The organism is Luteimonas terrae (genome assembly GCF_031457535.1).
Lineage (GTDB): Bacteria > Pseudomonadota > Gammaproteobacteria > Xanthomonadales > Xanthomonadaceae > Luteimonas > Luteimonas terrae_A.
This window is the reverse complement of the sequence record NZ_JAVDWO010000001.1, coordinates 149869-174125: the sequence shown is the minus strand read 5'-3', so window position 1 is coordinate 174125 and position 24257 is coordinate 149869. Positions and strand designations below refer to the sequence as shown.

At 67.4% G+C, this 24257-nt stretch carries 21 protein-coding genes; 14 read left to right on the top strand and 7 right to left on the bottom strand.

Going from position 1 to position 24257, the window contains the following annotated elements; genetic code table 11:
- Positions 1–30: 30 nt before the first annotated feature.
- Together J2W68_RS00690 and J2W68_RS00685 are read right to left on the bottom strand one after the other, a co-directional pair.
- Positions 31–435, bottom strand: a complete 405-nt coding sequence (locus tag J2W68_RS00690; RefSeq protein ID WP_310232422.1) for an HU family DNA-binding protein — start codon at positions 433–435, stop codon at positions 31–33.
- A gap of 133 nt (positions 436–568) precedes the next feature.
- On the bottom strand, positions 569–979 hold the full coding sequence (locus tag J2W68_RS00685; protein ID WP_310231653.1) for a DUF2784 domain-containing protein: 411 nt from the start codon (positions 977–979) through the stop codon (positions 569–571).
- A gap of 115 nt (positions 980–1094) precedes the next feature.
- On the opposite strand from J2W68_RS00685, the gene J2W68_RS00680 reads away from it, so the two are divergent.
- On the top strand, positions 1095–1529 hold the full coding sequence (locus J2W68_RS00680) for an OsmC family protein (protein WP_310155403.1): 435 nt from the start codon (positions 1095–1097) through the stop codon (positions 1527–1529).
- Between the two features lie 201 nt (positions 1530–1730).
- Here the strand turns inward: J2W68_RS00680 and J2W68_RS00675 are convergent, their stop codons facing one another.
- A complete protein-coding gene (locus tag J2W68_RS00675; protein WP_310231648.1) occupies positions 1731–2609 on the bottom strand; it encodes a PhzF family phenazine biosynthesis protein in 879 nt (292 codons plus the stop codon).
- 39 nt (positions 2610–2648) lie between these two features.
- The gene (locus tag J2W68_RS00670; protein ID WP_310231645.1) at positions 2649–3518 is read right to left on the bottom strand and encodes a PhzF family phenazine biosynthesis protein; all 870 of its coding nucleotides are present in this window, start codon (positions 3516–3518) and stop codon (positions 2649–2651) included.
- A 113-nt stretch (positions 3519–3631) separates the two neighbouring features.
- Here J2W68_RS00670 and J2W68_RS00665 point away from each other — a divergent pair, with 113 nt between their 5' ends.
- From J2W68_RS00665 to J2W68_RS00645, 5 genes are all read left to right on the top strand, one after another.
- Positions 3632–6235 carry a bifunctional aspartate kinase/diaminopimelate decarboxylase gene (locus tag J2W68_RS00665; RefSeq protein ID WP_310231642.1) on the top strand — a complete coding sequence of 868 codons (2604 nt, stop codon included), beginning with the start codon at positions 3632–3634 and terminating at the stop codon, positions 6233–6235.
- Positions 6219–6695: a hypothetical protein gene (locus tag J2W68_RS00660; RefSeq protein WP_310231639.1), complete on the top strand. Its 477-nt coding sequence runs from the start codon at positions 6219–6221 to the stop codon at positions 6693–6695. Before J2W68_RS00665 ends, J2W68_RS00660 begins: the two co-directional genes overlap by 17 nt.
- A gap of 117 nt (positions 6696–6812) precedes the next feature.
- Positions 6813–8192: a UDP-N-acetyl-alpha-D-muramoyl-L-alanyl-L-glutamate epimerase gene (murL, locus tag J2W68_RS00655; protein ID WP_310231636.1), complete on the top strand. Its 1380-nt coding sequence runs from the start codon at positions 6813–6815 to the stop codon at positions 8190–8192.
- Entirely contained in the window at positions 8173–9612 is a 1440-nt protein-coding gene (gene murD, locus J2W68_RS00650) for a UDP-N-acetylmuramoyl-L-alanine--D-glutamate ligase (RefSeq protein WP_310232421.1), read from the top strand. The genes murL and murD overlap by 20 nt, the downstream gene beginning before the upstream one ends.
- 120 nt (positions 9613–9732) lie before the next feature.
- On the top strand, positions 9733–9957 hold the full coding sequence (locus tag J2W68_RS00645; RefSeq protein WP_310231633.1) for a hypothetical protein: 225 nt from the start codon (positions 9733–9735) through the stop codon (positions 9955–9957).
- Positions 9958–10074: 117 nt separating this feature from the next.
- On the opposite strand, the gene J2W68_RS00640 is transcribed toward J2W68_RS00645, so the two are convergent.
- Positions 10075–11073: a polyprenyl synthetase family protein gene (locus tag J2W68_RS00640; RefSeq protein WP_310231630.1), complete on the bottom strand. Its 999-nt coding sequence runs from the start codon at positions 11071–11073 to the stop codon at positions 10075–10077.
- A gap of 172 nt (positions 11074–11245) precedes the next feature.
- On the opposite strand from J2W68_RS00640, the gene J2W68_RS00635 reads away from it, so the two are divergent.
- The gene (locus J2W68_RS00635) at positions 11246–11767 is read left to right on the top strand and encodes a single-stranded DNA-binding protein (protein WP_310231627.1); all 522 of its coding nucleotides are present in this window, start codon (positions 11246–11248) and stop codon (positions 11765–11767) included.
- A 98-nt stretch (positions 11768–11865) separates the two neighbouring features.
- Here the strand turns inward: J2W68_RS00635 and J2W68_RS00630 are convergent, their stop codons facing one another.
- Positions 11866–13593 carry a peptide MFS transporter gene (locus J2W68_RS00630; RefSeq protein ID WP_310231624.1) on the bottom strand — a complete coding sequence of 576 codons (1728 nt, stop codon included), beginning with the start codon at positions 13591–13593 and terminating at the stop codon, positions 11866–11868.
- 173 nt (positions 13594–13766) lie between these two features.
- On the opposite strand from J2W68_RS00630, the gene J2W68_RS00625 reads away from it, so the two are divergent.
- The 7 genes from J2W68_RS00625 (at position 13767) to J2W68_RS00595 (ending at position 23126) form a co-directional block, all read left to right on the top strand.
- Entirely contained in the window at positions 13767–15734 is a 1968-nt protein-coding gene (locus J2W68_RS00625; protein WP_310231621.1) for an alpha/beta hydrolase family protein, read from the top strand.
- Positions 15735–15806: 72 nt separating this feature from the next.
- Positions 15807–17912 (top strand): S9 family peptidase, encoded by a 2106-nt coding sequence (locus J2W68_RS00620; protein WP_310231618.1) that lies wholly within the window; start codon positions 15807–15809, stop codon positions 17910–17912.
- A gap of 76 nt (positions 17913–17988) precedes the next feature.
- Positions 17989–19245 carry a DUF819 domain-containing protein gene (locus J2W68_RS00615; RefSeq protein WP_310231615.1) on the top strand — a complete coding sequence of 419 codons (1257 nt, stop codon included), beginning with the start codon at positions 17989–17991 and terminating at the stop codon, positions 19243–19245.
- A gap of 269 nt (positions 19246–19514) precedes the next feature.
- On the top strand, positions 19515–21185 hold the full coding sequence (locus J2W68_RS00610) for a carbon starvation CstA family protein (protein ID WP_310231612.1): 1671 nt from the start codon (positions 19515–19517) through the stop codon (positions 21183–21185).
- On the top strand, positions 21182–21463 hold the full coding sequence (locus tag J2W68_RS00605; RefSeq protein WP_310231607.1) for a cory-CC-star protein: 282 nt from the start codon (positions 21182–21184) through the stop codon (positions 21461–21463). The genes J2W68_RS00610 and J2W68_RS00605 overlap by 4 nt, the downstream gene beginning before the upstream one ends.
- Positions 21454–22494: an ArsA family ATPase gene (locus J2W68_RS00600; protein WP_310231604.1), complete on the top strand. Its 1041-nt coding sequence runs from the start codon at positions 21454–21456 to the stop codon at positions 22492–22494. Before J2W68_RS00605 ends, J2W68_RS00600 begins: the two co-directional genes overlap by 10 nt.
- Complete coding sequence (locus J2W68_RS00595) at positions 22491–23126, top strand: exopolysaccharide biosynthesis protein (protein WP_310231601.1); 636 nt, start codon at positions 22491–22493, stop codon at positions 23124–23126. The genes J2W68_RS00600 and J2W68_RS00595 overlap by 4 nt, the downstream gene beginning before the upstream one ends.
- Positions 23127–23142: 16 nt before the next feature.
- On the opposite strand, the gene J2W68_RS00590 is transcribed toward J2W68_RS00595, so the two are convergent.
- The gene (locus J2W68_RS00590; RefSeq protein WP_310231597.1) at positions 23143–24165 is read right to left on the bottom strand and encodes a magnesium and cobalt transport protein CorA; all 1023 of its coding nucleotides are present in this window, start codon (positions 24163–24165) and stop codon (positions 23143–23145) included.
- Positions 24166–24257 lie beyond the last annotated feature (92 nt).

The following is a 24257-nucleotide window of genomic DNA, read 5'->3' as shown; positions in this document are numbered from 1 at the left end:
TCCCGATCGAAAGACACGTAGCGCCCTGGATCAGGCGGCGGCGTCCTTGAGCTTCTTGAGCGGGCGCACCTTGACCTTGACCGAGGCGGGCTTGGCGGCGAACCACTGCTCTTCCTTGGTGAAGGGGTTGATGCCCTTGCGCTTCGGCTTGGCCGGCACGCTGACCGACGTGATCTTCAGCAGGCCGGGAAGCGTGAACGAACCCGCGCCCTTCTTGCTGATCGAGCCGTGCACGGCGCCTTCGAGCGCTGCGAACACCGCGCGCACGTCCTTCGCCACGACGCCGGTGGATTCGGCGATGTGCGCGACCAGGCCCGACTTGCTCAGGGCTTCCTTGATCGGCTTCGGTGCTGCCGGCTTAGCGGCGGCGGCCTTCTTCGGCGTAGCAGCCTTCTTGGCCGGGGCTTTCTTGGTGGGGGCCTTCTTCGTTGCCATGAGCGTGTGGTTCCCTCGTCGAGTAATGATTGAGTTGTCCGGGCCGAGCGAGCCGGCTAGCGGAATGTAGGGCATCGTGGCACGTGCGCCAATAGGAAACCGCAAAAAAACAGGGCTTTTGCGTTTCCCGGTCCTATCGCGCGCTGCGACGGCGTGGCGGCCAGAGCACCCAGGCGCCCGCGACCACCAGTGCGAGCACACTGTAGGCGGCGACGAAACTCCACCAGGGCGCCTCGAAAAACAGCATCCGCGACAGCCAGTGGGCGACGAAGGATTCGGTGTAGACCTGCTGTCCTGCGCGCGTGCGCAGCCACTGTTCCCAGATCGTCAGCGGGCACAGGCGACCCAGCCACGCCTGCAATGCGATCACCACGACCAGCGCGACATGCAGCCAGCGCAACCACCGGCGCCGCACCCACTGCCAGCCGCGCGGACCGCCGACGAGCAGGGCGAGTGTCATGGCGACGACGAAGACCGCGATGCCGAGATGGACGACGAGCACGGCATCGGCAAGCGCGGCGGCGAGGGCAGGTGAAAGTGTCATGGCCGGATCATCGTGCATCCGCCGTAGACGTGCAGGTGTTGCGTCGCATCACAGGGACGCGCGCGTAACGGGTAGGGGGCTAGGGTGCGTGGTCCAACTCTCGAGGAGCATGCACATGGGTATCGCCCGTCACGCCACCGCCCACTGGTCCGGTGATCTGAAGTCCGGCAAGGGCACGTTGTCGACGCCGCAGAGCGGCCTGATGTCGGATACGCGCTATGCGTTCAGCAGCCGATTCGGCGACGAGAAAGGCACAAACCCCGAGGAGCTGATCGCCGCCGCGCATGCGGGCTGCTTCACGATGGCGCTGTCGGCCAAGCTCACGGAAGCGGGCTTTCCGCCCGAATCGCTGGACACGCGCGCCGACGTCGACCTGTCGATGGACGGCGGGCCGCAAATCAGTGCGATCCGTCTGAAGACCCGCGCCAAGGTGCCGGGCATCGACGCGGCGAAGTTCCGTGAGATCGCCGACGACGCCAAGCAGAACTGCCCGGTGTCGAAGGCGCTCTCGGCTGTGCCGTTGTCGCTGGACGCCGAACTCGAAGGCTGAGTGCGGCAAACAACGCCGCGTCGGGCAACCGGCGCGGCGTTTTCGTGTCTGCGGTGTCGGGCGTGCAGGCCACGCATGCGCAGGTGCGGGCGCGTCGATCACTGCAGATGTTCGATCTGCCTGTAGGAGCGCGCTTGCGCGCGATTCCGGCGTCACTGGGAAGGTGCCGTCGCGCGCAAGCGCGCTCCTACAGTGGGCCGCTCAGCGCCAGTCGATCGTCCCGCGCACGACGGTCTGCACACGACCACCGGACCAGACATCGCCGTTGCCGTCGACGTGCAGTTCGATGATCGCGTCTTGGCCGACTTCGCGACCCTGGCTGATGCGGTAGCGGCCATCGCTGCCGGGCAGGGCATCGCGATCAGCCAACCATGCAGCCAGGGTCGCGTTCGCGGCGCCGGAGGCGGCGTCCTCGAAGTGTCCGGTCGACCCGACGAAGGCGCGCACCGCGAGGTGATGCACCGGATCGTCGGAACGCGCGAATGCGCACAGGCCCATGCTGCCGGTGGCCTCGGCCAGCGCGCCGATCGCAGCCCAGTCCGGTATCGCTGCGCGCAGCTCGGCTTCGCTCGCCAGCTCGGCCAGCCACCAGCGGCGGCCGCCGTCCATCAGCACGGGCGGCAGGTCACCGAGTGGCATCGCGGCGAGGACGTCACGCAGACGCGGATCCTCCGCCGATGCGGTCTCAATGACCGACGCACGCGGCGTGCGCACAGCGATCGTGCGGGTTTCGCCGTCGCCCACGACTTCCAGCGGCAGCTTGCCGGCGATGCCGTCCTGCACCAGCAGGCCATCGCGCGGTGTGGCGAGCCCGGCTTCGAGCACGACGTGTGCGGTGCCGACGCTCGGGTGGCCGGCGAACGGCACTTCACGGCGCGGCGAGAACATGCGGATGCCGTAGCTGGCGTCGTCGGACGTGGCCGGGAACACGAACGTGGTCTCGGGCAGGCGCGTCCAGCGAGCGATGGCCTGCATCGCGGCGTCGTCGAGGCCTTCGGCATCGAGCACCACGGCCAGCGGATTGCCGGCACCGGGCCGGTCGGCGAATACGTCCACCTGGACGAAGCGGCGGGAAGTCATGGCGGGGGCGTCACGTGGCGCGACAGTGTAGCGGCCCGTTCACCACGCGAATGTCCCGCGGATGACCGCCTGCACCGCGCCGCCGATCCAGACCTCGCCGGCCGGATCGATTTCGATCTCGACGCGTCCGTCGCGGCCCAGCTCGCGACCCTGGCTGGCGATATAGCGGAGCACGCGGCCGTCCTCGGCCCGGTCCATATGCAGCCATGCGGCGATCGCGGCGTTCGCGCTGCCGGTCACCGGGTCTTCGGGAATGCCGTCGGCCGGGCAGAACGCGCGGACGGCCAGTTGGTGGTCGGCGGCGTCGCTGCGCCCGCAGATCGCGAGGCCCACGGCATCGCTGGCCAGGCACAGCGCGGCGATCTCCGCCAGCGGTGGCGCAAGCGCGCGTACGGCGGCGGACGTACCGAGATCGACGCACCACCAGCGTGGACCGTTGTCGAGCAGCGCATGCGGCGCATCAAGCGCGCCGAGCGCCTGCAGCGCAGCGTCGAGCTGCGCATCGATGCCGTCCGGAGATGCGCGATGCACCGCGCGCGGCGCGCGCACGCTGGGCAGCGTGTGGCCCTCGCGACTGTCGATGCGCACTGGCAGCAGACCGGCCGCGCATTGCTGCACAAGCGCCCCGGCGCGCGGTGTCGCAAGGCCTTGATCGAGCGCCGCCCACGCCGCGCCGACGCTGGGATGGCCGGCAAACGGCAATTCCTGACGCGGCGTGAAGATGCGCACGCGGTAATCGGCGTCGGCATCGGGCGGCAGCAGGAAGATGGTTTCCGACAGATTGGTCCAGTTCGCGATGGCCTGCATCGCCGCGCCGTCGAGCCCGTCGGCATCGACCACCACGCCGAGCGGATTGCCGGCGCCGGGCCGGTCGGCGAACACGTCCAACTGCAGGTAACGACGTTGCATCGGGGTCTCTCGGGTGGCTGGGGGTTGCTTTAGAATCGCCTGTCATCGCGCGCGTTGTCACCGCATGTCGGTCTTCGCCCCTGTTTTCGTCCTCCATCCGAGACCCCACCTCGATGTCCTCACCCTCTGACGATCGCTGGATCGTGCTCAAGTTCGGCGGCACTTCGGTGTCGCGTCGCCACCGCTGGGACACCATCGGCCGGCTGGCGAAACGCCGGGCGCAGGAGCAGGACGCGCGCGTGCTGGTGGTGGTGTCGGCGCTGTCGGGCGTGACCAACGAGCTGACCGCGATCGCAGATGGCGCGGCGGATTCGGCCGCGCGCGTCGCCGCGCTGGTCGAGCGGCACCGCGCGTTCGTTGCCGAACTCGAACTGGATGTTGATGCGGTGCTCGGCGCGCGCCTCGCTGCCTTGCAGGCGCTGGCCACCGATGCACGCGCGGCAACGCGCACGCTCGACTGGCAGGCCGAGGTGCTGGGGCAGGGCGAGCTGCTGTCCTCGACGATCGGCGCGGCCTACCTCGCGGCGCAGGGCCTGGATTTCGGCTGGTGCGATGCGCGCGACTGGCTGGACGCGGTCGCGCTGCCGAACCAGAGCGACTGGGCCTCGCGCCTGTCGGTGAACTGCAATCGCGAACCTGACGGCGACTGGCGCGCGCGATTCGCGGCCCAGGCGCCGCGGATGCTGCTGACCCAGGGCTTCATCGCCCGTCACGGCGACGGCGGGACGGCGATCCTCGGACGCGGGGGTTCGGATACATCGGCCGCGTACTTCGGTGCGCTGCTCGGTGCGCGGCGCGTGGAGATCTGGACCGACGTGCCCGGCATGTTCAGCGCCAACCCGCGCGACGTACCCGATGCGCGCCTGCTCACGCGGCTGGACTATGCCGAGGCGCAGGAAATCGCGACCACCGGCGCCAAGGTGCTGCATCCGCGTTCGATCAAGCCCTGCCGCGATGCCGGCGTGCCGATGGCGATCCTCGATACCGAGCGTCCGGACCTGCCGGGCACTGCGATCGATGCGAGCGCCGAGCCGGTGCCCGGCGTCAAGGCGATCAGTCGCCGCAACGGCATCGTGCTGGTGTCGATGGAAGGCATCGGCATGTGGCAGCAGGTCGGCTTTCTCGCCGACGTGTTCGAGCGCTTCAAGCGCCACGGCCTGTCGGTGGACCTGATCGGCTCGTCGGAGACCAACGTCACCGTGTCGCTGGACCCGAGCGAGAACCTGGTCAGCACCGACGTGCTGGCGCGGCTCTCCGATGATCTGGCCGAGATCTGCCGGGTCAAGGTCATCGCGCCATGCGCGGCGATCACCCTGGTCGGCCGCGGCATGCGGTCGCTGCTGCACAAGCTGTCGGATGTCTGGGCGACGTTCGGCAAGGAACGCGTGCACCTGATCTCGCAGTCGTCGAACGATCTCAACCTGACCTTCGTCATCGACGAGGCCGACGCCGACGGTCTACTGCCGGTGCTGCATGCCGAGCTGATCGACAGCGGGGCGATGCCGGTCTTTGATGACACCGTGTTCGGCCCGAGCTGGCGCGAGATCGCCCATGGCCGCCGCGAACGCGCGCCGCAATGGTGGCAGGGCGCGCGCGAATCGCTGCTGGCGCTGGCCGAACCCGGCCGGCCGCACTACGTCTATCACCTGCCGACGGTGCGCGAGCGCGCCGTTGCGTTATCGACGGCCGATGCGATCGATCGCCGCTTCTTCGCGATCAAGGCCAATCCGCATCCGGCGATCCTGCGCACCCTGGTCGATGCCGGCTTCGGTCTGGAATGCGTGTCGCAGGGCGAACTCGAGCACGTGTTCGCGGTGCTGCCGGATCTCGACCCGTCGCGCGTGCTGTTCACGCCGAGCTTCGCGCCGCGCGCCGAGTACGCGGCCGCGTACGCGCGCGGCGTCACGGTGACCGTCGACAACGTCGAAGCGCTGCGCAACTGGCCGGACGTCTTCCGTGGCCGTGATCTGTGGCTGCGGCTCGATCTGGGTCGCGGCGACGGGCATCACGCCAAGGTCGTCACCGGCGGTGCGGCGTCGAAGTTCGGCCTGCCGCTGGGCGCGTTCGATGCGTTCCTGATCGCGGCCGAAGAGGTCGATGCGCGCATCACCGGCATCCACGCGCATCTGGGCAGCGGCATCGAGACCGTCGCCCACTGGCGCGAGGTCTATGCCGAACTGGCCGGTTTCGCCGATGCGGTCGGCACCGTCGACACGATCGACATCGGTGGCGGTCTGCCGATTCCGTATCGTCCCGACGACGTGCCGTTCGACATTCCGGCCTGGGCCGCGGGCCTGGCCGCGATCAAGGCCGAATACCCGCGCTATCGTCTGGCGATCGAGCCGGGCCGTTATCTCGTCGCCGAAGCCGGCGTGCTGCTGACCACCGTCACCCAGGTCGTCGACAAGCTGGGCACGCGCCGCGTCGGCGTCGATGCCGGCATGCACAGCCTGATGCGGCCTGCGCTCTACGACGCCTGGCACGGCATCCACAACCTGACCCGCCTCGACGACGCGGACGAGACGACGGCCGAGATCGTCGGCCCGATCTGCGAATCGAGCGACGTCTTCGGCACGCGCCGTCGCCTGCCGGCCGCGACCCGCGAAGGCGATACCGTGCTGATCGCCGATGCCGGTGCCTACGGCTTCGTCATGGCCAATACCTACAACCTGCGTGCGCTTCCCGTGCAGGAGGTGCTGGATGACGCCACGGTTTGAATTCATCGTCTGCGCCGCACTGCTCGCGGCCGTGCTGGCATGCATCGGCGTGTGGGGTGTAATGACACTCTGGCTGACGCGGGTGGCGTGGAGCCTGGAGCTGTTGGCGGTCACGGCAGTACCGGCTGGGCTTGCCGCCGCACTGGCGGCGCTGTGGACCGGGCAGTGGCCGCTCGTGCTCGGCCAGGCATCACGTCTCTGGCGGTCGGTCGCTCTGGCACTGGGCACGGTCGCGATCGCACTGGTCGTGTTTGTCGTCCTGGTGCTGCTGGGCGGGATCGTCGCGGGCATGGGCGAGCTTCCACTCGGTTCTATCGGAAGACTGCTTGGCGCCGCGCTCGATCGCGCGATGCTGCTGGGCCTGTTCGCCGCTGCGCTCGGCGCGCTGCCGGGCGCGCTGTTGATGGTGCCGGTGAGCCTGCGCTACCTGCAGCGCCGTACCGCGGCGGTGCCGGCCTGATGCACGCATCGACCGTCCCCGTCCCCGTCCCCGTCCTGTCCTGCCGGCACGGCGTCGCCGTGCCTTGCCGCTGCATCCGTGCGCGGCCCCACGTCCTCCAAGGGGAGACCTGAGCGCATGTTCGTACGTGATTCCATTCGCGCCTTCCGCTTCGTCGACTGCGAGTTCAACGCCGCAACGGGCGTCGCGCGCCTGCGCTACGCATTCGACGATGGCCCTGAACTGATGGAGACGGTGACCGTGCCGGGTGCGCCGTTCGCACTCGACGCCGCGCGCCTGCACGCCGCGACGCAAGCGCTGCGCCTGCTGCATCTGATCGCGGGCATCAGTTACTACAAGGCTGCGGTGCCGGACGAAGTTCGCATCGATGGCTACGCGATCGACGCTGAGACCGCGGCGCTGCTCGAGGACGTGTACGTGCACGGGCTTGGCGAGTTCGCGTATCGCAACGGGCTGGATCTGCACGGGAAGATCCGCTTTCCGCACGAGCCGCCCTCACCCCAACCCCTCTCCCAGGGGGAGAGGGGCTCGAATGCGCCCGCGCTCGGGTTGCGCGAACACGCGCTGGTCGCCATCGGCGGGGGCAAGGATTCGCTGGTGTCGATCGAAGCGCTGCGCGCGCTGGGCATCGAACAGACCGTCAGCTGGATCGGCGGCTCGCAGCTGATCCGCGTCTGCGCCGAGCGCACCGGTCTGGCGACGCTCAACATCGGCCGCCAGATCGCGCCGGAGCTGTTCGAGTACAACCGGCAGGGCGCGTGGAACGGGCATATCCCGGTCACCGCGATCAATTCGGCGATCCTGGTGCTGGCCGCGGTGCTGCATGGCGTGGACCAAGTGGTGTTCTCCAACGAACGCTCGGCCAGCTACGGCAGCGTCATCCCCGGCACCGGCGAAGTGAACCACCAGTGGTCGAAAGGCTGGGCGTTCGAACGCGCGTTCGGCGATCACGTGCAGGCGCGCGTGGCGGCGGATCTGCAGTACTACTCGCTGCTGCGGCCGCTGTCGGAACTCGCGGTCGCGCGCCAGTTCGCGAAGACCGATCGCTACGACGCGCACTTCTCCAGCTGCAACCGCAACTTCCACCTGCTCGGCGAGCGGCCGGTGAACCGCTGGTGCGGCATCTGCCCGAAGTGCCATTTCGTGTTCCTGGCGCTCGCGCCGTTCATGCCCAAGCCGCGGCTGGTGGCGATCTTCGGGCGCAACCTGCTCGACGATGCGTCGCAGGTGCCTGGCTACGACGCATTGCTCGAGTACCAGGACCACAAGCCGTTCGAATGTGTCGGCGAAGGCCGCGAGTCGCGCGCTGCAATGGCCGCGCTGGCCAAGCGCCCGGAGTGGCGCGAGGACGCGATCGTCGCGCGTTTCGCGCAGCTGATCGCGCCGCAGCTCAATGCCGGCGAACTCGATGTCGCCGCGCTGCTGGTGGTCGAGGATGACGCACATCGCATTCCTGACGCACTGTGGGACCGCCTGCGTGCGCATCTCGCAGCTTGAGTCGATCGCGGCGGGTGGCGGCCGCATCGCGCTGTGGGGTTGGGGCCGCGAAGGCCGCGCAGCGTATGCGGCGCTGCGCGCCGCGCGGGATGCGGGATTCGGGATTCGGGATTCGGTGGGTGTGCCTCTGACTGTGTTTTGCGCGGAGGACGAAACGGCGGACGTGCTCGGTTTGGGCGATCCGTCACTCGATATCGAAACGGTGGCCAGCAGCGAACATCTGGCGCGCTTCGACGTGGTCATCAAGTCGCCGGGGATCAGCCCGTACCGACCCGAGGCGATGGTTGCGGCCACGCAAGGCACGCGTTTCATCGGCGGCACGGCGCTGTGGTTCGCCGAACGGGCCGCTGCCGGCGAGGTCGCGGCCGGCACGGTCTGCGTCACCGGCACCAAGGGCAAGAGCACGACCACCGCGCTGCTCGCGCATCTGCTGCGCGCCCATGGCCTGCGCACCGCGCTGGCCGGCAACATCGGCCTGCCACTGCTGGAATTGCTCGATGCGGACGCTGATGCCTGGGCGATCGAACTGTCGAGCTACCAGACCGGCGATGTCGCGGCCAGCGGCGTGCGGCCCGACATCGCGCTCGTCACCAACATCTTTCCCGAACACCTCGACTGGCACGGCAGCGAGGCGCAGTACGTCGACGACAAGCTGAGCCTTCTGACCCGTGCGCGCCCGCGCATCGCCGTGCTCAACGCCGAGGATCCGCGCCTGGCTGCGCTGGCGCTGCCGGACAGCGAGATCCGTTGGTTCAACACCCGCGAGGGCTGGCATCTGCGCGGCGATGTCCTGCATCGCGGCGACACGGCGGTCATGGACACGTCGGGTCTGCCGCTGCCGGGCCGGCACAACCGCGGCAATCTCTGCGGTGTGCTGACCGCGATCGAAGCGCTGGGCATCGATGCCGCGCCGCTGGCGGCGGCTGCCGTAGGTTTCGTGCCGCTGCCGCATCGCCTGCAGCCGCTCGGCACGCGCGATGGCGTGCTGTGGGTCAACGATTCGATCAGTACGACACCGCACGCGAGTCTTGCCGCGCTCGATGTCTATCGCGACCGGCGTGTCGCGTTGCTGGTCGGCGGCCACGACCGTGGCGTCGATTGGCAGGCATTTTCTGAGGCAATGCGTGCCGGTGCGCCGCACGCGATCGTGACGATGGGGCAGAACGGCGCGCGTATCCATGCGCTGCTGGCGCCGGTCGCGCGCACGGCCGGCTTCGAACTGTCGGCGGCCGATGATCTCGAATCGGCAATCGCGCAGGCACGCGTGGCGCTGGATGGCGAGGGCGTGCTGCTGCTGTCGCCCGGCGCGCCGAGTTTCGGCGCCTACCGCGACTACACCGCACGTGGGCGGCATTTCGCCGCGCTGGGCGGTTTCGATCCGGATGTGATCACCGCGATCCCGGGAATCGGTATTGCCTGAGGCCCCGCGTGTCGACGGCAGCGGCGTTTCGTCAGGCGCAGACCCGCGTTCGTCGCACCGCGTCACCCGAGCGGCCGAGGTCCAGCACTCTCGAGTTCCGGAACGAAGCGTGGGCACGATATGGAAGAGCGTGAACGCAATGCACGTGCGTGGGCGGACTCCGCCCACTGGACCGGCCCGCGCTGGCTGGGCCTCTACCGCGCGCCTGAAGACAGCCGGGTGTGGGTACCGAAACATCCAAAGGTGCTCGGCTGGACAGTCAACCTCGCGCGGCCAGGCGGGGTGGCGATCCTGCTGGCGTTGATCGCGGGCGTAGTCATCTTCATCGCAGTCGCACTCCCGTAGGAGCGCGCTGGCGCGCGAGTGGCCGCCCCGGTAAAGCCCCATCGCGCGCGAGCGCGCTCCTACAGGCAGGATGAAAGGCGCTGCGAACAGGAGACGCGCCCGTGAAACACGCGTTGATCAGTGCCCGCGTTCGACCGCGTAGCGCGCAAGTCCGCGCAGTGCAGCGACGGCCTCGTTGTCGGTCAGGCCTTCGAGCGCGCGTTCGGCCGCTTCGGCGTATTCGAACGCGCGCGCGCGGCTGTAGTCGAGGCTGCCGGCGGTTTCGATCGCGGTCAGCACTTCGGGCAGCGCATCGGTATCGCCGGTTTCAACGATGGTGCGCAGGCGCGCGCGCAACTCGGGCGTGGCCTGCGCCATCGCGTGGATCAGCGGCAGCGTGGCCTTGCCTTCGGCGAGATCGTCGCCGAGGTTCTTGCCCAGCGCGTCGGCGTCGCCCGAGTAGTCGAGCACGTCGTCGGCGATCTGGAACGCGTAACCCAATTGCATGCCGTAGTCGTACAGCGCCTCCTGCATCGCCTCATCCGCGCCGGAAGCCAGCGCGCCGAGTTTCGTGCCGGCGGCGAACAGCACCGCGGTCTTGCGCTCGATGACGCTGAGGTAGGCGGCCTCGTCGGTGTCCGGGTTGCGTACGTGCAGCAGTTGCAGCACCTCGCCCTCGGCAATGCGGTTGGTGGTGTCGGCGAGGATGCGCATCACCGGCATGCGGTCGAGTTCGACCATCAGCTGGAAGCTGCGCGAGTACAGGAAATCGCCGACCAGCACGCTGGCCGCGTTGCCCCAGATCGCATTGGCGGTGCTGCGGCCACGGCGCAGGTCGGATTCGTCGACCACATCGTCATGCAGCAGGGTCGAGGTGTGGATGAACTCGACGATCGCCGCCAGCTGGTGGTGCTCGGCGCCGATGGTGCCGGTCGCGCGGCCCGCCAGCATCACCAGCATCGGCCGCAGGCGCTTGCCGCCGGCCGAGACGATATGTTCGGCAACCTGGTTGATCAGCACCACGTCGGAGGCCAGCCGGTCGCGGATCAAGGCGTCGATGGCCGCCATGTCGCCGGCGGCGAGGGCCTGGATCGCCGGCAGGTCGAGGCGGGCGGCCGGGAGGGCGACGTTGTTCATGCAGAATCCGGGACAGGCAGACCCGGAATTATAGGCAACGCCCGACGGCGGCGTGCGGATGCCACCCATCGCTGCATGCGGACCGCCCGGACGGCAGGGGCAGGGCGCTTTATACTGTGATGTCGAAATCCATCACGCCGGCCCGCAAGCCGGTGCAATCCAAGGAATTCCCATGGCCCGCGGCGTCAACAAAGTCATCCTGGTCGGCAATCTCGGCAACGACCCCGACACCAAGTACACCCAGGGCGGCATGGCCGTGACCCGCATCAGCCTGGCCACGACCAGCGTGCGCAACGACAAGGACGGCAACAAGCAGGAGCGCACCGAATGGCACCGCGTGGTGTTCTTCGGAAAGCTCGGCGAGATCGCTGGCGAGTACTTGCGCAAGGGCAGCCAGTGCTATGTCGAAGGCGAGATCCGCTACGACAAGTACACCGGCCAGGACGGCGTGGAGAAGTACACGACCGACATCGTCGCCAACGAGATGCAGATGCTCGGTGGTCGTGGTGACGGCGGCGGTGGTGGCGGTGGCGGTGGCAATTACGAACGCGGCAATCGTCCACAGCGTGCGGCCGGCGGCGGTGGCGGCGATGCCCCGCAGCAGCGTGGCCCCGCGCCGTCGCGCCAGTCGGCGCCGCAGCAGCAGCGTCCCGCGCCCATGGATGACTTCTCGGACGACGACATCCCGTTCTGATCGGAGGGCGCGTCGCGTGATGTAGTGCACGAACCCCCGAGCGATCGGGGGTTCTGCGTTTCAGGGAACGACGTCGCGAACGCGCGCCGGGTGCCGCCTCAGCGCACCCCGTGCATCCAGCGCCGCACCAGGGGCGACAGCACGAAGTAGGCGATGCCGGAGCCGACGCCGATCCACAGCATCAGCTGGAACAGATCGCCGTAACGCGTGGCTGCGACCGCCATGTCGAAGGTCTCGCCCTCGAGCACCTCCATCGAGGTCAGCTTGCCGAATTGCGCGGCCAGTACCTCCGAGTACGCGGTCGCCAGCCAGAACGCGCCCATCATCAGGCCGACGACGCGCGCGACCGACAGCTGGGTCACCGCCGACAGGCCGATCGGCGACAGGCACATCTCGCCCAGTTCCAGCAGGAAATACGCCAGCACCAGCCACCACACGCTGGCGAGCACACCGCTGCCCGCCGATTGCGCGGCCAGCATCAGCGGCACGAAGGCGAGGCCGGCGAACACCAGGCCGATCGCCATCTTCGCCGGCTTGCTCGGGTTGAGGCCGCGGCGGTCCAGCCATGGCCACAGCCACGAGAAGATCGGCGCCAGCACGACGATGAAGAACGCGCCCAGGAACGTCAGCGAGCCGGCGGTCTGCGGCACCAGCACGACATCGTGGACCAGCGCGATCGCCAGGCCGACGACCATCGCGATGACCGCCGCCTTGGCCAGCCCGCCGTTGCCGCGGTCGCTGGCGCGCAGTGCGGTGACCATCAGGATCGGGCTCGCGGCGAGCGCGAACATCGCCCACGGAATGCCGGGCTGGTAGTTGCCGGGCGTCATGCCGAACAGGTCCTTGGTCAGCATGCGGTCGGTGAACGTGACCCAGGAGCCGTAGGTCTGCTCGTAGAGCGTGAAGAAGATCAGCACGCCGACGATCAGCACCACCAGCGCGAGCATCTGCTGGCGCTCCACTTTCGTGCAGTGGCGCACGAGGAACCAGATGAACCACACCGCGAGCGCTGCCGCGATCAGATGCATCGCGCCGTGCACGGTCCAGGTGCGCTGGATCAGCTGCCAGACCAGCAGCGCGCCGGCGACGCTGCCGATGTAGATCCACCACTCGCGCGACAGCGGGCCCACGCGCTCGCGCAGCTTTGCCGGATCGTTGGGCTCGGCCAGGCCGTAGAGATATTTCTGGCCCCAGATGAAGACGATCAGCCCGGCGATCATGCCGATGCCGGCCGCGCCGAATCCGTACTTCCAGCCGTAGGTCTCGCCCAGGAACGCGCAGACCAGGCTCGCGAACAGCGCGCCGACGTTGATGCCGGCATAGAAAAGCGTGAACCCGGAATCGCGGCGCGGATCCTCGGGTGCGTACAGCTTGCCGACGATCGTCGAGATGTTCGGCTTCAGAAACCCGACGCCCATGATGATCAGCGCCAACGACAGGTAGAACACCTGCAGCGCGCCTTCGTCGCGCACCACGATGCCATCGACGATGCGCGCCTGCTCGCCCTCGTAGGCCATGCCCAGATGGCCGAGCACCAGCAGCACGCCGCCGAGTACCACCGCCTTGCGCATGCCGAGATACCGGTCGGCCAGCAGCCCGCCGATCACCGGCACCGCGTACACCAGGCCGCCATAGGCGCCGAGCAGATCGAAGCCGGCATCGTCGCCGAACAGGTGGTACTTGAGGATGTAGAGCAGCAGCAGCGCCTTCATGCCGTAGAACGAGAATCGCTCCCACATCTCGGTGAAGAAGCAGACGAAGACGCCTTTGGGATGGCCCAGAAAGTCCGTGTGCGACGCGGCGGAGGAAGCGGTGGCAGCGCGCAATGCCGTAATCCGGGCGGGCGAAGGCGCGAGTATAGGCGCGTGGAGCACGCGGATCGCGACGTTCCAGGTGACGCGCACTCTGCTTCACGGCTAGGATCTGAGCACCGGATGCTTTGTGAAGATCGGTTCGATCGACGCGGGAACGGCACCCACTACGTGACAGGGAGACAAGGATGGTCCGTAAGGAACTGCTTGGAATTTGCGTGGCGCTGATGTGCGTCGTTGGGCTTGATGTTCGCGCGCAGGTCGATTTGGCGCCGTTCGTTGCGGAAGACAACATCCAGGACATCAAGATTTCGCCGACAGGCGCCTACTTTGCAGCGACGCTGCCGAACGAAGGGCGCACGGTCATTGCAGTACTGGATCGCTCCGATCGCAAGATCATCGGCAGTTTCGCGCTGCCAAAGAATCTACATATTGCGGACTTCTGGTGGGCCGCTGACGATCGTCTGCTGTTCAGTCTGAGCGAACAGTTCGGCGCACGCGACTTTCCGCAACCGACCGGCGAGCTGTATGCGATGAACGTCGATGGCAGTCGCGCGCAGTTGCTGGTCGGCCAACGCGTGCGCTCGTCGTCGTTGGGTACCAACATCCGTTCCGGCCCGAAGGAAGAGCGTGTCTTCGCCTGGCCGATCGACATGCTGCGCGATGACCCCCGGCATATTCTCGTCGGCATCTCGCCTTTCAATGGCGACGCGTTCACCCGTGTCGACCGGTTGGACATCCAGAGTGGTCGCCGCTCTACCGTTGCGACGGTACCGGTGCCGCGTGCCGATTTCATCACCGACAACAATGGTGAAGTGCGTTTTGCGCGAGGCTCGCGCGGCGACAATCTGAGCGAGCTCTACTACCGCGATGGTCGCGGCAGCGACTGGCGGCTGATCAACCATGAAAGCGAATCCAAACGGGTCGAGACGCCGCTCGGTTTTTCGGACGATGGCGCGACGGCGTATCTGCAGACGACGCAGCCCAGAGGTCCTGATGCGATCGTCGCGTTCGATGTGGCCTCGGGCGAGAAGCGCGAACTGTTGCGCGACGCGGTCCGCGATCCCGAGGTGGTGTACCGCCCGGGTACATCCGTTCCGGTCGGCGCGCGGTTTCCGGGTGCGCAGCCCCGTACTGTGATGTTCGACGAGAACTCCGAGGACGCCCGGTTCCAACGCATGCTCACGGGAGCGTTTCCGGGGCAGGTGGTCGAAGTGGCGTCGGCAACGCGCGATGCAGCGAGCAAGCTGTTGCTTGTCACCAGCGATGTCGATCCTGGCAGCTTCTACACCTACGACACCAGTCTGAAACGTGCTGCCTTCGAGCTGGGGCGTCGCGACCAAGTGGATTCCCAGCGGATGGCGACGATGCAGGCCATCACGCTGCCGGCACGCGACGGCTTGCAATTGCACGGTTGGCTGACGCGGCCGAAGGAGGCGAGGGCCGGCCAGCCACTGCCATTGATCGTCCTGCCGCACGGCGGGCCGTTCGGCATCGTCGACGAATGGGAATTCGACAGTGACACCCAGTTGCTCGCGCAGGCCGGTTACGCGGTACTGCGTCTCAACTATCGTGGCTCGGGCGGTTACGGGCGAAGCTTCCAGCAGGCGGGCGCACGCCAGTGGGGCGGTACGATGCAGGACGATCTGACCGATGCGACCCGCTGGGCGATGGCGCAGGGCCACGCGGATCCGCAGCGGATCTGCATCTATGGTGGCAGTTATGGCGGGTATGCCGCACTGATGGGCATCGCCAAGGAACCCGACCTGTACCGTTGCGCAGTGGGGTATGTAGGCGTCTACGACCTGCAGATGATGCGTACTGACAACGGGCGCATTGCGCGGTGGACGCGGACGTGGTCCGACGAATGGGTGGGCAGTGACTCGCAGCAGCTCGCCGATGCGTCGCCGACCCGACTCGCCGACCGGATCAAGGTGCCGGTACTGCTCGTCGCGGGCGGCGAGGACGAGGTGGCACCGATCGAGCACACCCGGCGCATGGAGCGCGCGTTGCGGGGCGCAGGCGTTCCGGTCGAGACGATGTACGTCGCCAACGAGGGCCACGGCTTCTACAAACCCGAGAACAAGCGGGCCTACTACACGAAGCTGCTCGACTTCCTCGCCACGCATCTGGGCGGCGAACGCGCCGCACAGTAGGGGACGCCAGCGCCGCTTTGCCAGCATCGCGGCGCCGGCCTACCATTCGGGCTCTTTGTACGGAGCCCTGCCATGTCCTTGCGCCTTGCGCTGTTGCCGTTGTGCCTGATCGCCGCGTTGCCGGCCGTCGCCCAGGAACGTGAGGCCGCGCGCGGGCTCGATGTCCGCGATCTGGTCCAGCTGGACCGTGTCTCCGCGCCGCTGCTGACCGCTGACGGTCGCCAGCTGGTGTTCGCGCATCGCGCACTGGACTTCGATTCGGGCAAGGCGGAAACCGCGCTGTACACGCGCAACCTGCTGACCCGCGACATGGCGCCGCCCAAGCGGCTGACCCCGGTGGGTTGGAACGTGGGCTCGCCGACGCTGTCGGCCGACGGTCAGACCGTCTACTTCCTCAGCGGCAAGAACGGCAGTTCGCAGCTGTTCGCGATGCCGCTGGCCGGCGGCACGCCGCGGCAGCTGACCGACGTTGCGGTCGACATCGGCAGCTACCAGGTGTCGCCCGATGGCGCACGCGTGGCGTTCAGTGCCGACACCTTCGGCGACTGCGCCGCGGATCTCGCGTGCACGAAGCAGAAGCTTGCTGAAAACAAGGACGCCAAGGCCAGCGGCGTGGTCTATGACCAGCTGTTCGTGCGCCACTGGGACACCTGGAAGGACGGCACGATGAGCCGTCTGTTCGTCGCCGACCTGCCGGCCGCCCGCGAGCGCGCGGTCACGACGGTGCGCGCACTGGGCCATGAACTGGAAGGCGACATCCCGTCCAAGCCCTTCGGCGGCGCCGAGGACTACACCTGGGCGCCAGACGGCCGCTCGGTCGTCGCCAGCGTCAAGGTGGCCGGGCGCGAGGCGCCGTGGTCGACCAACTTCGATCTCTACCGCATCGACGCCACGGGCGAGGCAGCGCCGGTGAACCTCACCAGCGCCAATCCCGCGTGGGATACCGGTCCGGTCTTCAGCGAGGACGGCGCGACGTTGTTCTACCGTGCGATGAAGCGTCCCGGCTTCGAAGCCGACCGTTACGCGTTGATGGCGATGGACGTCGCCAGCGGCCAGACGCGCGAAATCGCGCCGAAGTGGGATCGTTCGCCGAGCAGCGTCACGCCATCGGCCGACGGCAGCGCGCTCTACGTCGCCGCCCAGGACACCGGCGAATACCCGCTGTTCCGCGTCGATGTCGCCAGCGGTGAAGTCACCAGGCTCATCGCCGATGGCTCGGTCTCGTCGTTCGCGATTGCCGGCGACACCGTCGCGCTGACCCGCAACTCGATCCAGAGCGGCGACACGCTCTACACCGGCTCGCTGCAGTCGCTGGGCGTCGAGTCGCAGCTGCGCCAGATTACCCCGACCGCGGCCGAGCGCCTGCCCGATGTCGCATTCGGTGACTACGAGCAGTTCTCGTTCAAGGGCGCCGGCAACGAGACCGTCTACGGTTATGTGGTGAAGCCGTGGAACTACCAGGAAGGCCAGACCTATCCGGTCGCGTTCCTGATCCACGGCGGCCCGCAGGGCAGCTTCGGCAACGGCTGGAGCTACCGTTGGAATCCGCAGACGTATGCGGGGCAGGGCTACGCGGTGGTGATGATCGATTTCCACGGCTCCACCGGTTACGGCCAGGCCTTCACCGATGCCATCAGCGGCGACTGGGGCGGCAAGCCGCTCGAGGATCTGCAGAAGGGTTGGACGGCGGCTCAGCAGCAGTACGCATTCCTCAACGGCGACCGCGCTTGCGCGCTCGGCGCGAGCTACGGCGGTTACATGATCAACTGGATCGCCGGCAACTGGTTCGATCGCCAGGGCAACGCGCCGTTCAAGTGCCTGGTCAATCATGACGGTGTGTTCGACACGCGCTCGATGGGCTACGTGACCGAAGAACTCTGGTTCACCGAATGGGAGAACAAGGGCACGCCGTTCGACCAGCCGAAGCACTACGAGCGCTGGAACCCGGTCAACCACGTCGCCAACTGGAAGGTGCCGATGCTGGTCGTGCAGGGCGAAAAGGACTACCGCGTGCCGGTGGACCAGGGCCTGTCGACGTTCACCGCGCTGCAGCGCAAGGGCATCGAGTCGAAGCTGCTGTACTTCCCGGACGAGAACCACTGGGTCCTGCAGCCGCACAACAGCGTGTTGTGGCACGACACCGTCAACGCCTGGCTCAAGCAGCACATCGGCGAGTAAGCGGCACTGAGCGGACGGCCGGCGCAAGCCGGCCGTTCTGCGTCGCACCCAGGCATCCAACCGGAGTACCGCCAAGATGGCGCTCGAATCGCTCGACACGTCCACTGCGCTGATCACCAGCGACATCGTCCTGTTCGGCCTGCTGGCCGCGACGCTGGGCGCGATCTTCTGGCTCGCAAGCGGCCCGACGCCATTCTGGAAAAAATTCTTCGCCTGGGTGCCGGCGCTGCTGCTCTGTTATTTCATACCGGCGTTCTACAACACCGTCGGACTGATCGACGGCGAGAACAACAGCCTCTACAACCCGATCGCCAGCCGCATCTTGCTGCCGGCGGCACTGGTGCTGCTGACCCTGTCGATCGACCTCAAGGGCATCCTCAGGCTCGGGCCGAAGCTGCTGTTCGTCTTCGTCGCCGGCACCGTAGGCATCGTGCTCGGCGCGATCGTGTCGTTCCAGGTCATGGAGTGGGTGCATCCACCGGCCGTGGCCGGCGACACCTGGAAAGGCATGGCGGCACTCGCGGGCAGCTGGATCGGCGGTGGCGCCAACATGGTCGCGATGCGAGAGGTCTATGAGGTCGATGCAACCCTGTTCGGCCAGTTCGCGGTCGTCGATGTGGCGATGGCCAGCGCGCTGATGGCGACACTACTGTTCCTCGCCAACCGTTCGGCGCAGATCGATGCGCGCTCGGGCGCCGACACCCGCGCGATCGACGAGATGAAGGCGCGGATCGCAGCCTACGAGGCCGAGAATGCCCGCATTCCGACACTGACCGACCTGATGATCATCATCGCGGTCGCCTTCGGCCTGGTGGGACTGGCGCATGCGATCTCCAACCCGCTGGCCGCGTGGTTCGCGCGCTACGAGTGGTCGGCGCGATTCAGCCTCGACTCTGCCTTCGTCTGGGTCGTACTCACCTCGACACTGGCCGGCCTGTTGCTGAGCTTCACCCGTGCGCGCAGGCTGGAAAGCGCGGGTGCGTCGAAGATCGGCACCGTGTTCCTGTACTTCCTGATCGCCTGTATCGGCATGCAGATGGATTTTCTCAAGCTCGCCGACCGGCCGGAACTGCTCGCCATCGGCGTGATCTGGATGAGCGTGCACGTACTGGTGATCTGGGGCGCGGCGCGGCTGGTGCGCGCGCCGATGTTCTACGTCGGCGTCGGTTCGATGGGCAACGTCGGCGCTGCCGCGTCTGCACCGGTGATCGCCGCGGCTTTCCATCCGTCACTGGCGCCGGTGGGCGTGCTGCTGGGCACGGTCGGTTATGCCACCGGCACGCTGATCGCATACTTCGTCGGACAGATCCTGCGGGTGATGGCCGGCGCCTGAGAACCTGACGCCTGCGCCTGCAGACGCAGCCGCTCGCGATTGCGTCTGTCTGGCCATCCACGATCAACTGGAGGCCGGGCGCGTCCGATGCGAGAACGCTGGCGCTGTTACGAGCCGGCGCCGATTCCGGTCCAGTGGCGGCTTCGGGCTCAGACTTTAGTCGTAGCCGCGGGTGATATCGGCCCTCGGGGCCTTCCCTCCGCAGGCGCCAGCGGCGATCCTCCCCGCACGGCGGTCGTTTCACCGCACACGGCAAGGGGATGTCACAGATGAATGCGATCGTATTGTTGGTCGTTGGCCTGACGATCATGGCGCTCGGCTACTTCTTCTATTCGAAGTTCATTGCCGAGAAGATCTACCGGCTCGATGCCGATTTCCCGACGCCCGCGCACACCATGCGCGACGGTGTGGACTACGTGCCGACCAACAAATTCGTGCTGTGGGGCCACCATTTCACCTCGGTCGCCGGTGCGGCGCCGATCGTCGGTCCCGCGATCGCGGTCATCTGGGGCTGGGGCCCCGCCTTCCTCTGGGTGGTGTTCGGCACGGTGTTCTTCGCCGGCATGCACGACTTCGGCGCGTTGTGGGCCAGTGTCCGCAACAAGGGCCAGTCGATGGGCATGCTCAGCGGCAGCTACATCGGCCGCCGTGGTCGCAACCTGTTCCTGGTCGTCATCTTCCTGCTGCTGCTGATGGTCAACGCCGCGTTCGCGGTCGTGATCTCGAATCTACTGGTGTCCACACCGACTTCGGTGATCCCGGTCTGGGGCGCGATTGTGGTTGCGCTGCTCATCGGTCAGGCCATCTACCGCTTCAAGATGGGCCTGCTGTGGCCGTCGATCATCGGCGTCGTGGTGCTGTATGCGCTGATCTGGCTCGGCAGCATGTATCCGATCGTGCTGCCCGAGACGGTGCTGGGCATGAATGCCAATTCCACCTGGATCGTGCTGTTGTTCACCTACGCCGGCATCGCCTCGCTGCTGCCGGTGTGGGTGCTGCTGCAGCCGCGCGACTACATCAACGGCCTGCAGCTGTTCATCGGCCTGGGCATCCTCTATGCCGCGGTGCTGATCGCCTCGCCGACGATCGTCGCGCCGGCCTTCAACACGGCCGTGCCCGCGGGCACGCCGAGCATCGTCCCGCTGCTGTTCGTCACCATCGCCTGCGGCGCGATCTCCGGCTTCCACGGCATGGTCGCCTCCGGTACCACCTCCAAGCAGCTCGACAAGGAAACCGACGCGCGCTTCGTCGGCTACTTCGGCGCGGTGGGCGAGGGCATGCTGTCGCTGGCGGCGATCATCTGCTGCACCGCGGGTTTTGCAACCCTGGTGGACTGGCAGACGGTCTACAGCAGCTTCGGCGGCGGCAACGTCACCGCCTTCGTCAACGGCGGTGAAGCGCTGATCACCGCAGGCCTGGGTCTGCCGGAGAACCTCGGTTCCACGCTGCTGGCGACGATGGCGATCCTGTTCGCCGCCACCACGATGGACACCGGCCTGCGCCTGCAGCGCTATGTTGTGCAGGAAGCGGCCGAGCTGGCGGGCTTCAAGGTCGGCACGATCCTGGGCACCGTGATCGCCCTGGCCGTGTGTCTGGCACTCGCGTTCGGCGCGGGAAGTGGTGGCAGCGGCGGCATGGTGATCTGGCCGTTGTTCGGCACCACCAACCAGCTGCTCGCGGCGCTGACTCTGGCGATCATCACCGTCATCCTGATCCGCAAGGGCCGCAATCCCTGGCTGACCGGCATCCCGATGGTGTTCCTGATGATCATGTCGGTCTACGCCTTGGTCGTGCAGCTGGGCACGTTCTACAACGATGGCAAGTGGCTGCTGCTGGCCATGGATATCGTGATCCTGATCGCGGCGGTGTGGGTGGCCTTCGAGGCTGCCGTTGCGATGCGTCAGGGCCGCGAAGTCCGTGATGGGGCCGCCGACGCGTGACCGATCCGGGCGCACCTGCGGCGCCTACCGCGCTCGCCCGTCTTTCGGCGGGCCTGCGCGAGTTCTACATGGCGCCGTACCGCCGGACCTTCGCCCGCGCGCAGCGTGACGAGGAAGATCTCTTCATGTTGATGGTGTTCTCCGAATCGCTGGGCGTGCCCAATCCGGTGGGCTATTACACGCTCGAGCTGATGCCGGCGATGTACGAGCGCTTCCACGACTGGCACCGCAGGATGGGCCTGGAACGCTCGCCGCTGGACCACATTTCATGCTGCTGACCACCGCCGCGGCGCGGCGCGTGGTGTTCGTGGGCGGCAAGGGCGGGGTGGGCAAGACCTCGGTGGCCTCGGCGCTCGCGCTGTCGCAGGCACGCGCGGGCCGCCGCGTGCTGCTGGTGTCGACCGATCCGGCGCACAACCTGGGTCATCTGTGGCAATGCGAGGTCGGGCCCGAACCGCGGAGCTTGGCCGAGCGGCTGGACGCGATCGAAATCGACCCCGACGCGACCGTCGCCGCGCATCTCCAGCAGGTCGGCGATGCGCTGCGTCGGCTGATGCCGGCACATCTGGCGGGCGAAGTCGGCCGGCATCTGGCCCTGTCGCAGGACGCGCCCGGCATGCACGAAGCGGCGCTGCTGGAGCGCATCGCCGAGCTCGTCCACGACGGCTTGCACAGCTACGACCTGCTGGTCTTCGATACCGCGCCGTCGGGGCATACCGCGCGCCTGATGGCGTTGCCGGAAATGCTGAGCGCCTGGACCGAGGGCCTGCTGCAGCGACAGACGAAGAGTGAACGCTTCGGTGCCGCGCTGCGCAGTCTCGGCCGGGACGATGGCATCGGTGGGCGTGCACTGGGCGGTGAAACCCCTTCGGCCACGCCGGCCGATCGCGACCAGGCGATCCGCAGCTTGCTGCACCGACGCCGTCACCGTTTCGAACACCTGCGCAACGTTCTCGCCGACGCGCAGTGCACGGCGTTCTTCATCGTGCTGGCTGCCGAACGTTTGCCGGTGCTGGAGACGATCGAACTGCATGCGCAGCTCGCGCGCGCCGGCATCGATGTCGCCGGGCTGGTGGTCAACAAGCGCTCGCCCCACGATGCCGGGCCGTTCCTCGCCACCCGGCATCGGCAGGAAGCGGTGCATCTGCTGGCACTGCACGAGGCCCTGCCGTCGTTGCCACTGCAGGAAGTCCCGTTGCTGGCGAGCGATGTGGTCGGCATGGACGCGCTCGACGCATTCGGTGACCTGCTTGGGACTGACGTGAACCCATCTGCGCCCCGCCCGCCTGCCAATCCGGTTTCGTCGTGACGCCGCCCGTTGGTGCGTCGCTGCGCGAGCAGTTGCTGTCGCTGATCGCGCGGCTCCCCGATGGCGAGGTGCAGCTCGGCCCGCTGGTCGACGAACTCGGCACGCAGGGCATGCTGCTGCTGGTGATCCTGCTGACCCTGGTGTTCCTGATTCCGGTGTCGATCCCGGGGGTCAGCACCGTGTTCGGTGCGGTGATCGTGCTGATCGGTTTCGCGCGCATGGCCGGTCGCGCGCTGTGGCTGCCCGGTGCGGTACGTCGTCGCACGGTGCCGGCAGGGCGCCTGCGCGGCGCGCTCGATACCGGACTGACCTGGGTCCGCCGGCTGGAGCGCATCACGAAGCCCGGACGCCTGTCGCGGTTGACCGATGGCCGCGCGATGGGACTGGTCAACGACAGCGCGCTGGTGCTCGGCGCGGTGCTGCTGATGGCGCCGTTCGGCTTCATCCCCTTCAGCAACACGATTCCCGGCGTCGCCCTGATGTGCCTGGCGATCGGCCTGCTGCAGCGCGACGGCCTGATGGTGCTGCTGGGCCATGTCGCCAACGTGCTGACGATGGTCTATTTCGCCATCCTGATCGGTGGCGGTGGTCTGGCGATCCGCGAGCTCCTCATACGCTTCTGGCCCGCATAGGCCGGTACGCGCGCGGCTACAGCCAGCGCGCTTTCTTGAACATCCGGTAGAGCATGACCATCACCACGCCCACGCCGCCGATCAGCAGCGGATACGCGTAGCGCTCGTCGAGCTCGGGCATGTCGTGAAAATTCATGCCATACCAGCTGGTGATCAGCGTCGGCGCGGCCAGTAGCGCGGCCCAGGCGCCGAGCTTCTTGACGATCTCGCCCTGGGTCAGCGTCACCAGTGCCTGATTGACGCCCAGCGCGGTGCCGAGGATGTCGCGGATCGCGTCGATGGTCTCGTTGATGCGCACCGAGTGGTCGAGCACGTCGCGGATGTAGAGCTTGGCCTCGGCCGGAATCAGCGGGCTGCTGCTGCGCACCAGCTGTGAGAGCACGTCCTGCAGCGGCGTCACCGCCACGCGCATGTAGGTCAGTTCGCGCTTGAGCTGGTAGAGCCGGATCACGATGCCGCGGTGGAACTGCTCGCTGATGATGTCGGCCTCGAGTGCGTTGAGCGTCGCCTTGAAGTCGTCGACGATCGGCAGGTAGTTGTCGACGATCGCGTCCAGCACCGCGTACAGCGCCGCCGGTGCACCCATCGCCATCAGCTCGGGTTCGCGCTCGATGCGCTGGCGTGCAGGTGCGTACGACAGCGATGCGCCGTGGCGCACGGTCACCAGGTAGCGCGCGCCGAGGAAGATGTGCGTCTCGCCATAGGCGATGCGCTCGTCGATCGCCTGCGCGGTGTTGGCGACGATGAACAGCGAATCGCCGTACGCCTCGATCTTCGGCCGCTGGTGCGCTTTGCCCGCATCCTCGATCGCCAGATCGTGCAGGCCGAATTCGGCCTGCAGCTGTGCCAGCACGTCGGCTGCGGGCTCGTACAGGCCGATCCAGACGAAGCTGCCATCGTCGATCGCGAGCACGTTGCTGATGTCGTCGAGCAGGATGTCGCGCTTGCCGTCGGGCCCGTAGGCCGCGCAGTTGACCACGCAAGCTGGATTGACGGCAGTGGCTGCCGCAGCGGGTATCGGATCGGACGTGGTCTGCATCGCGTCATCGTCCGCCAGTGAACGCGCCCGGACAAGGCCCGCTTCCGTAGGAGCGCGCTCGCGCGCGATGGGCTTTGCAGGGAAAGCGCCAT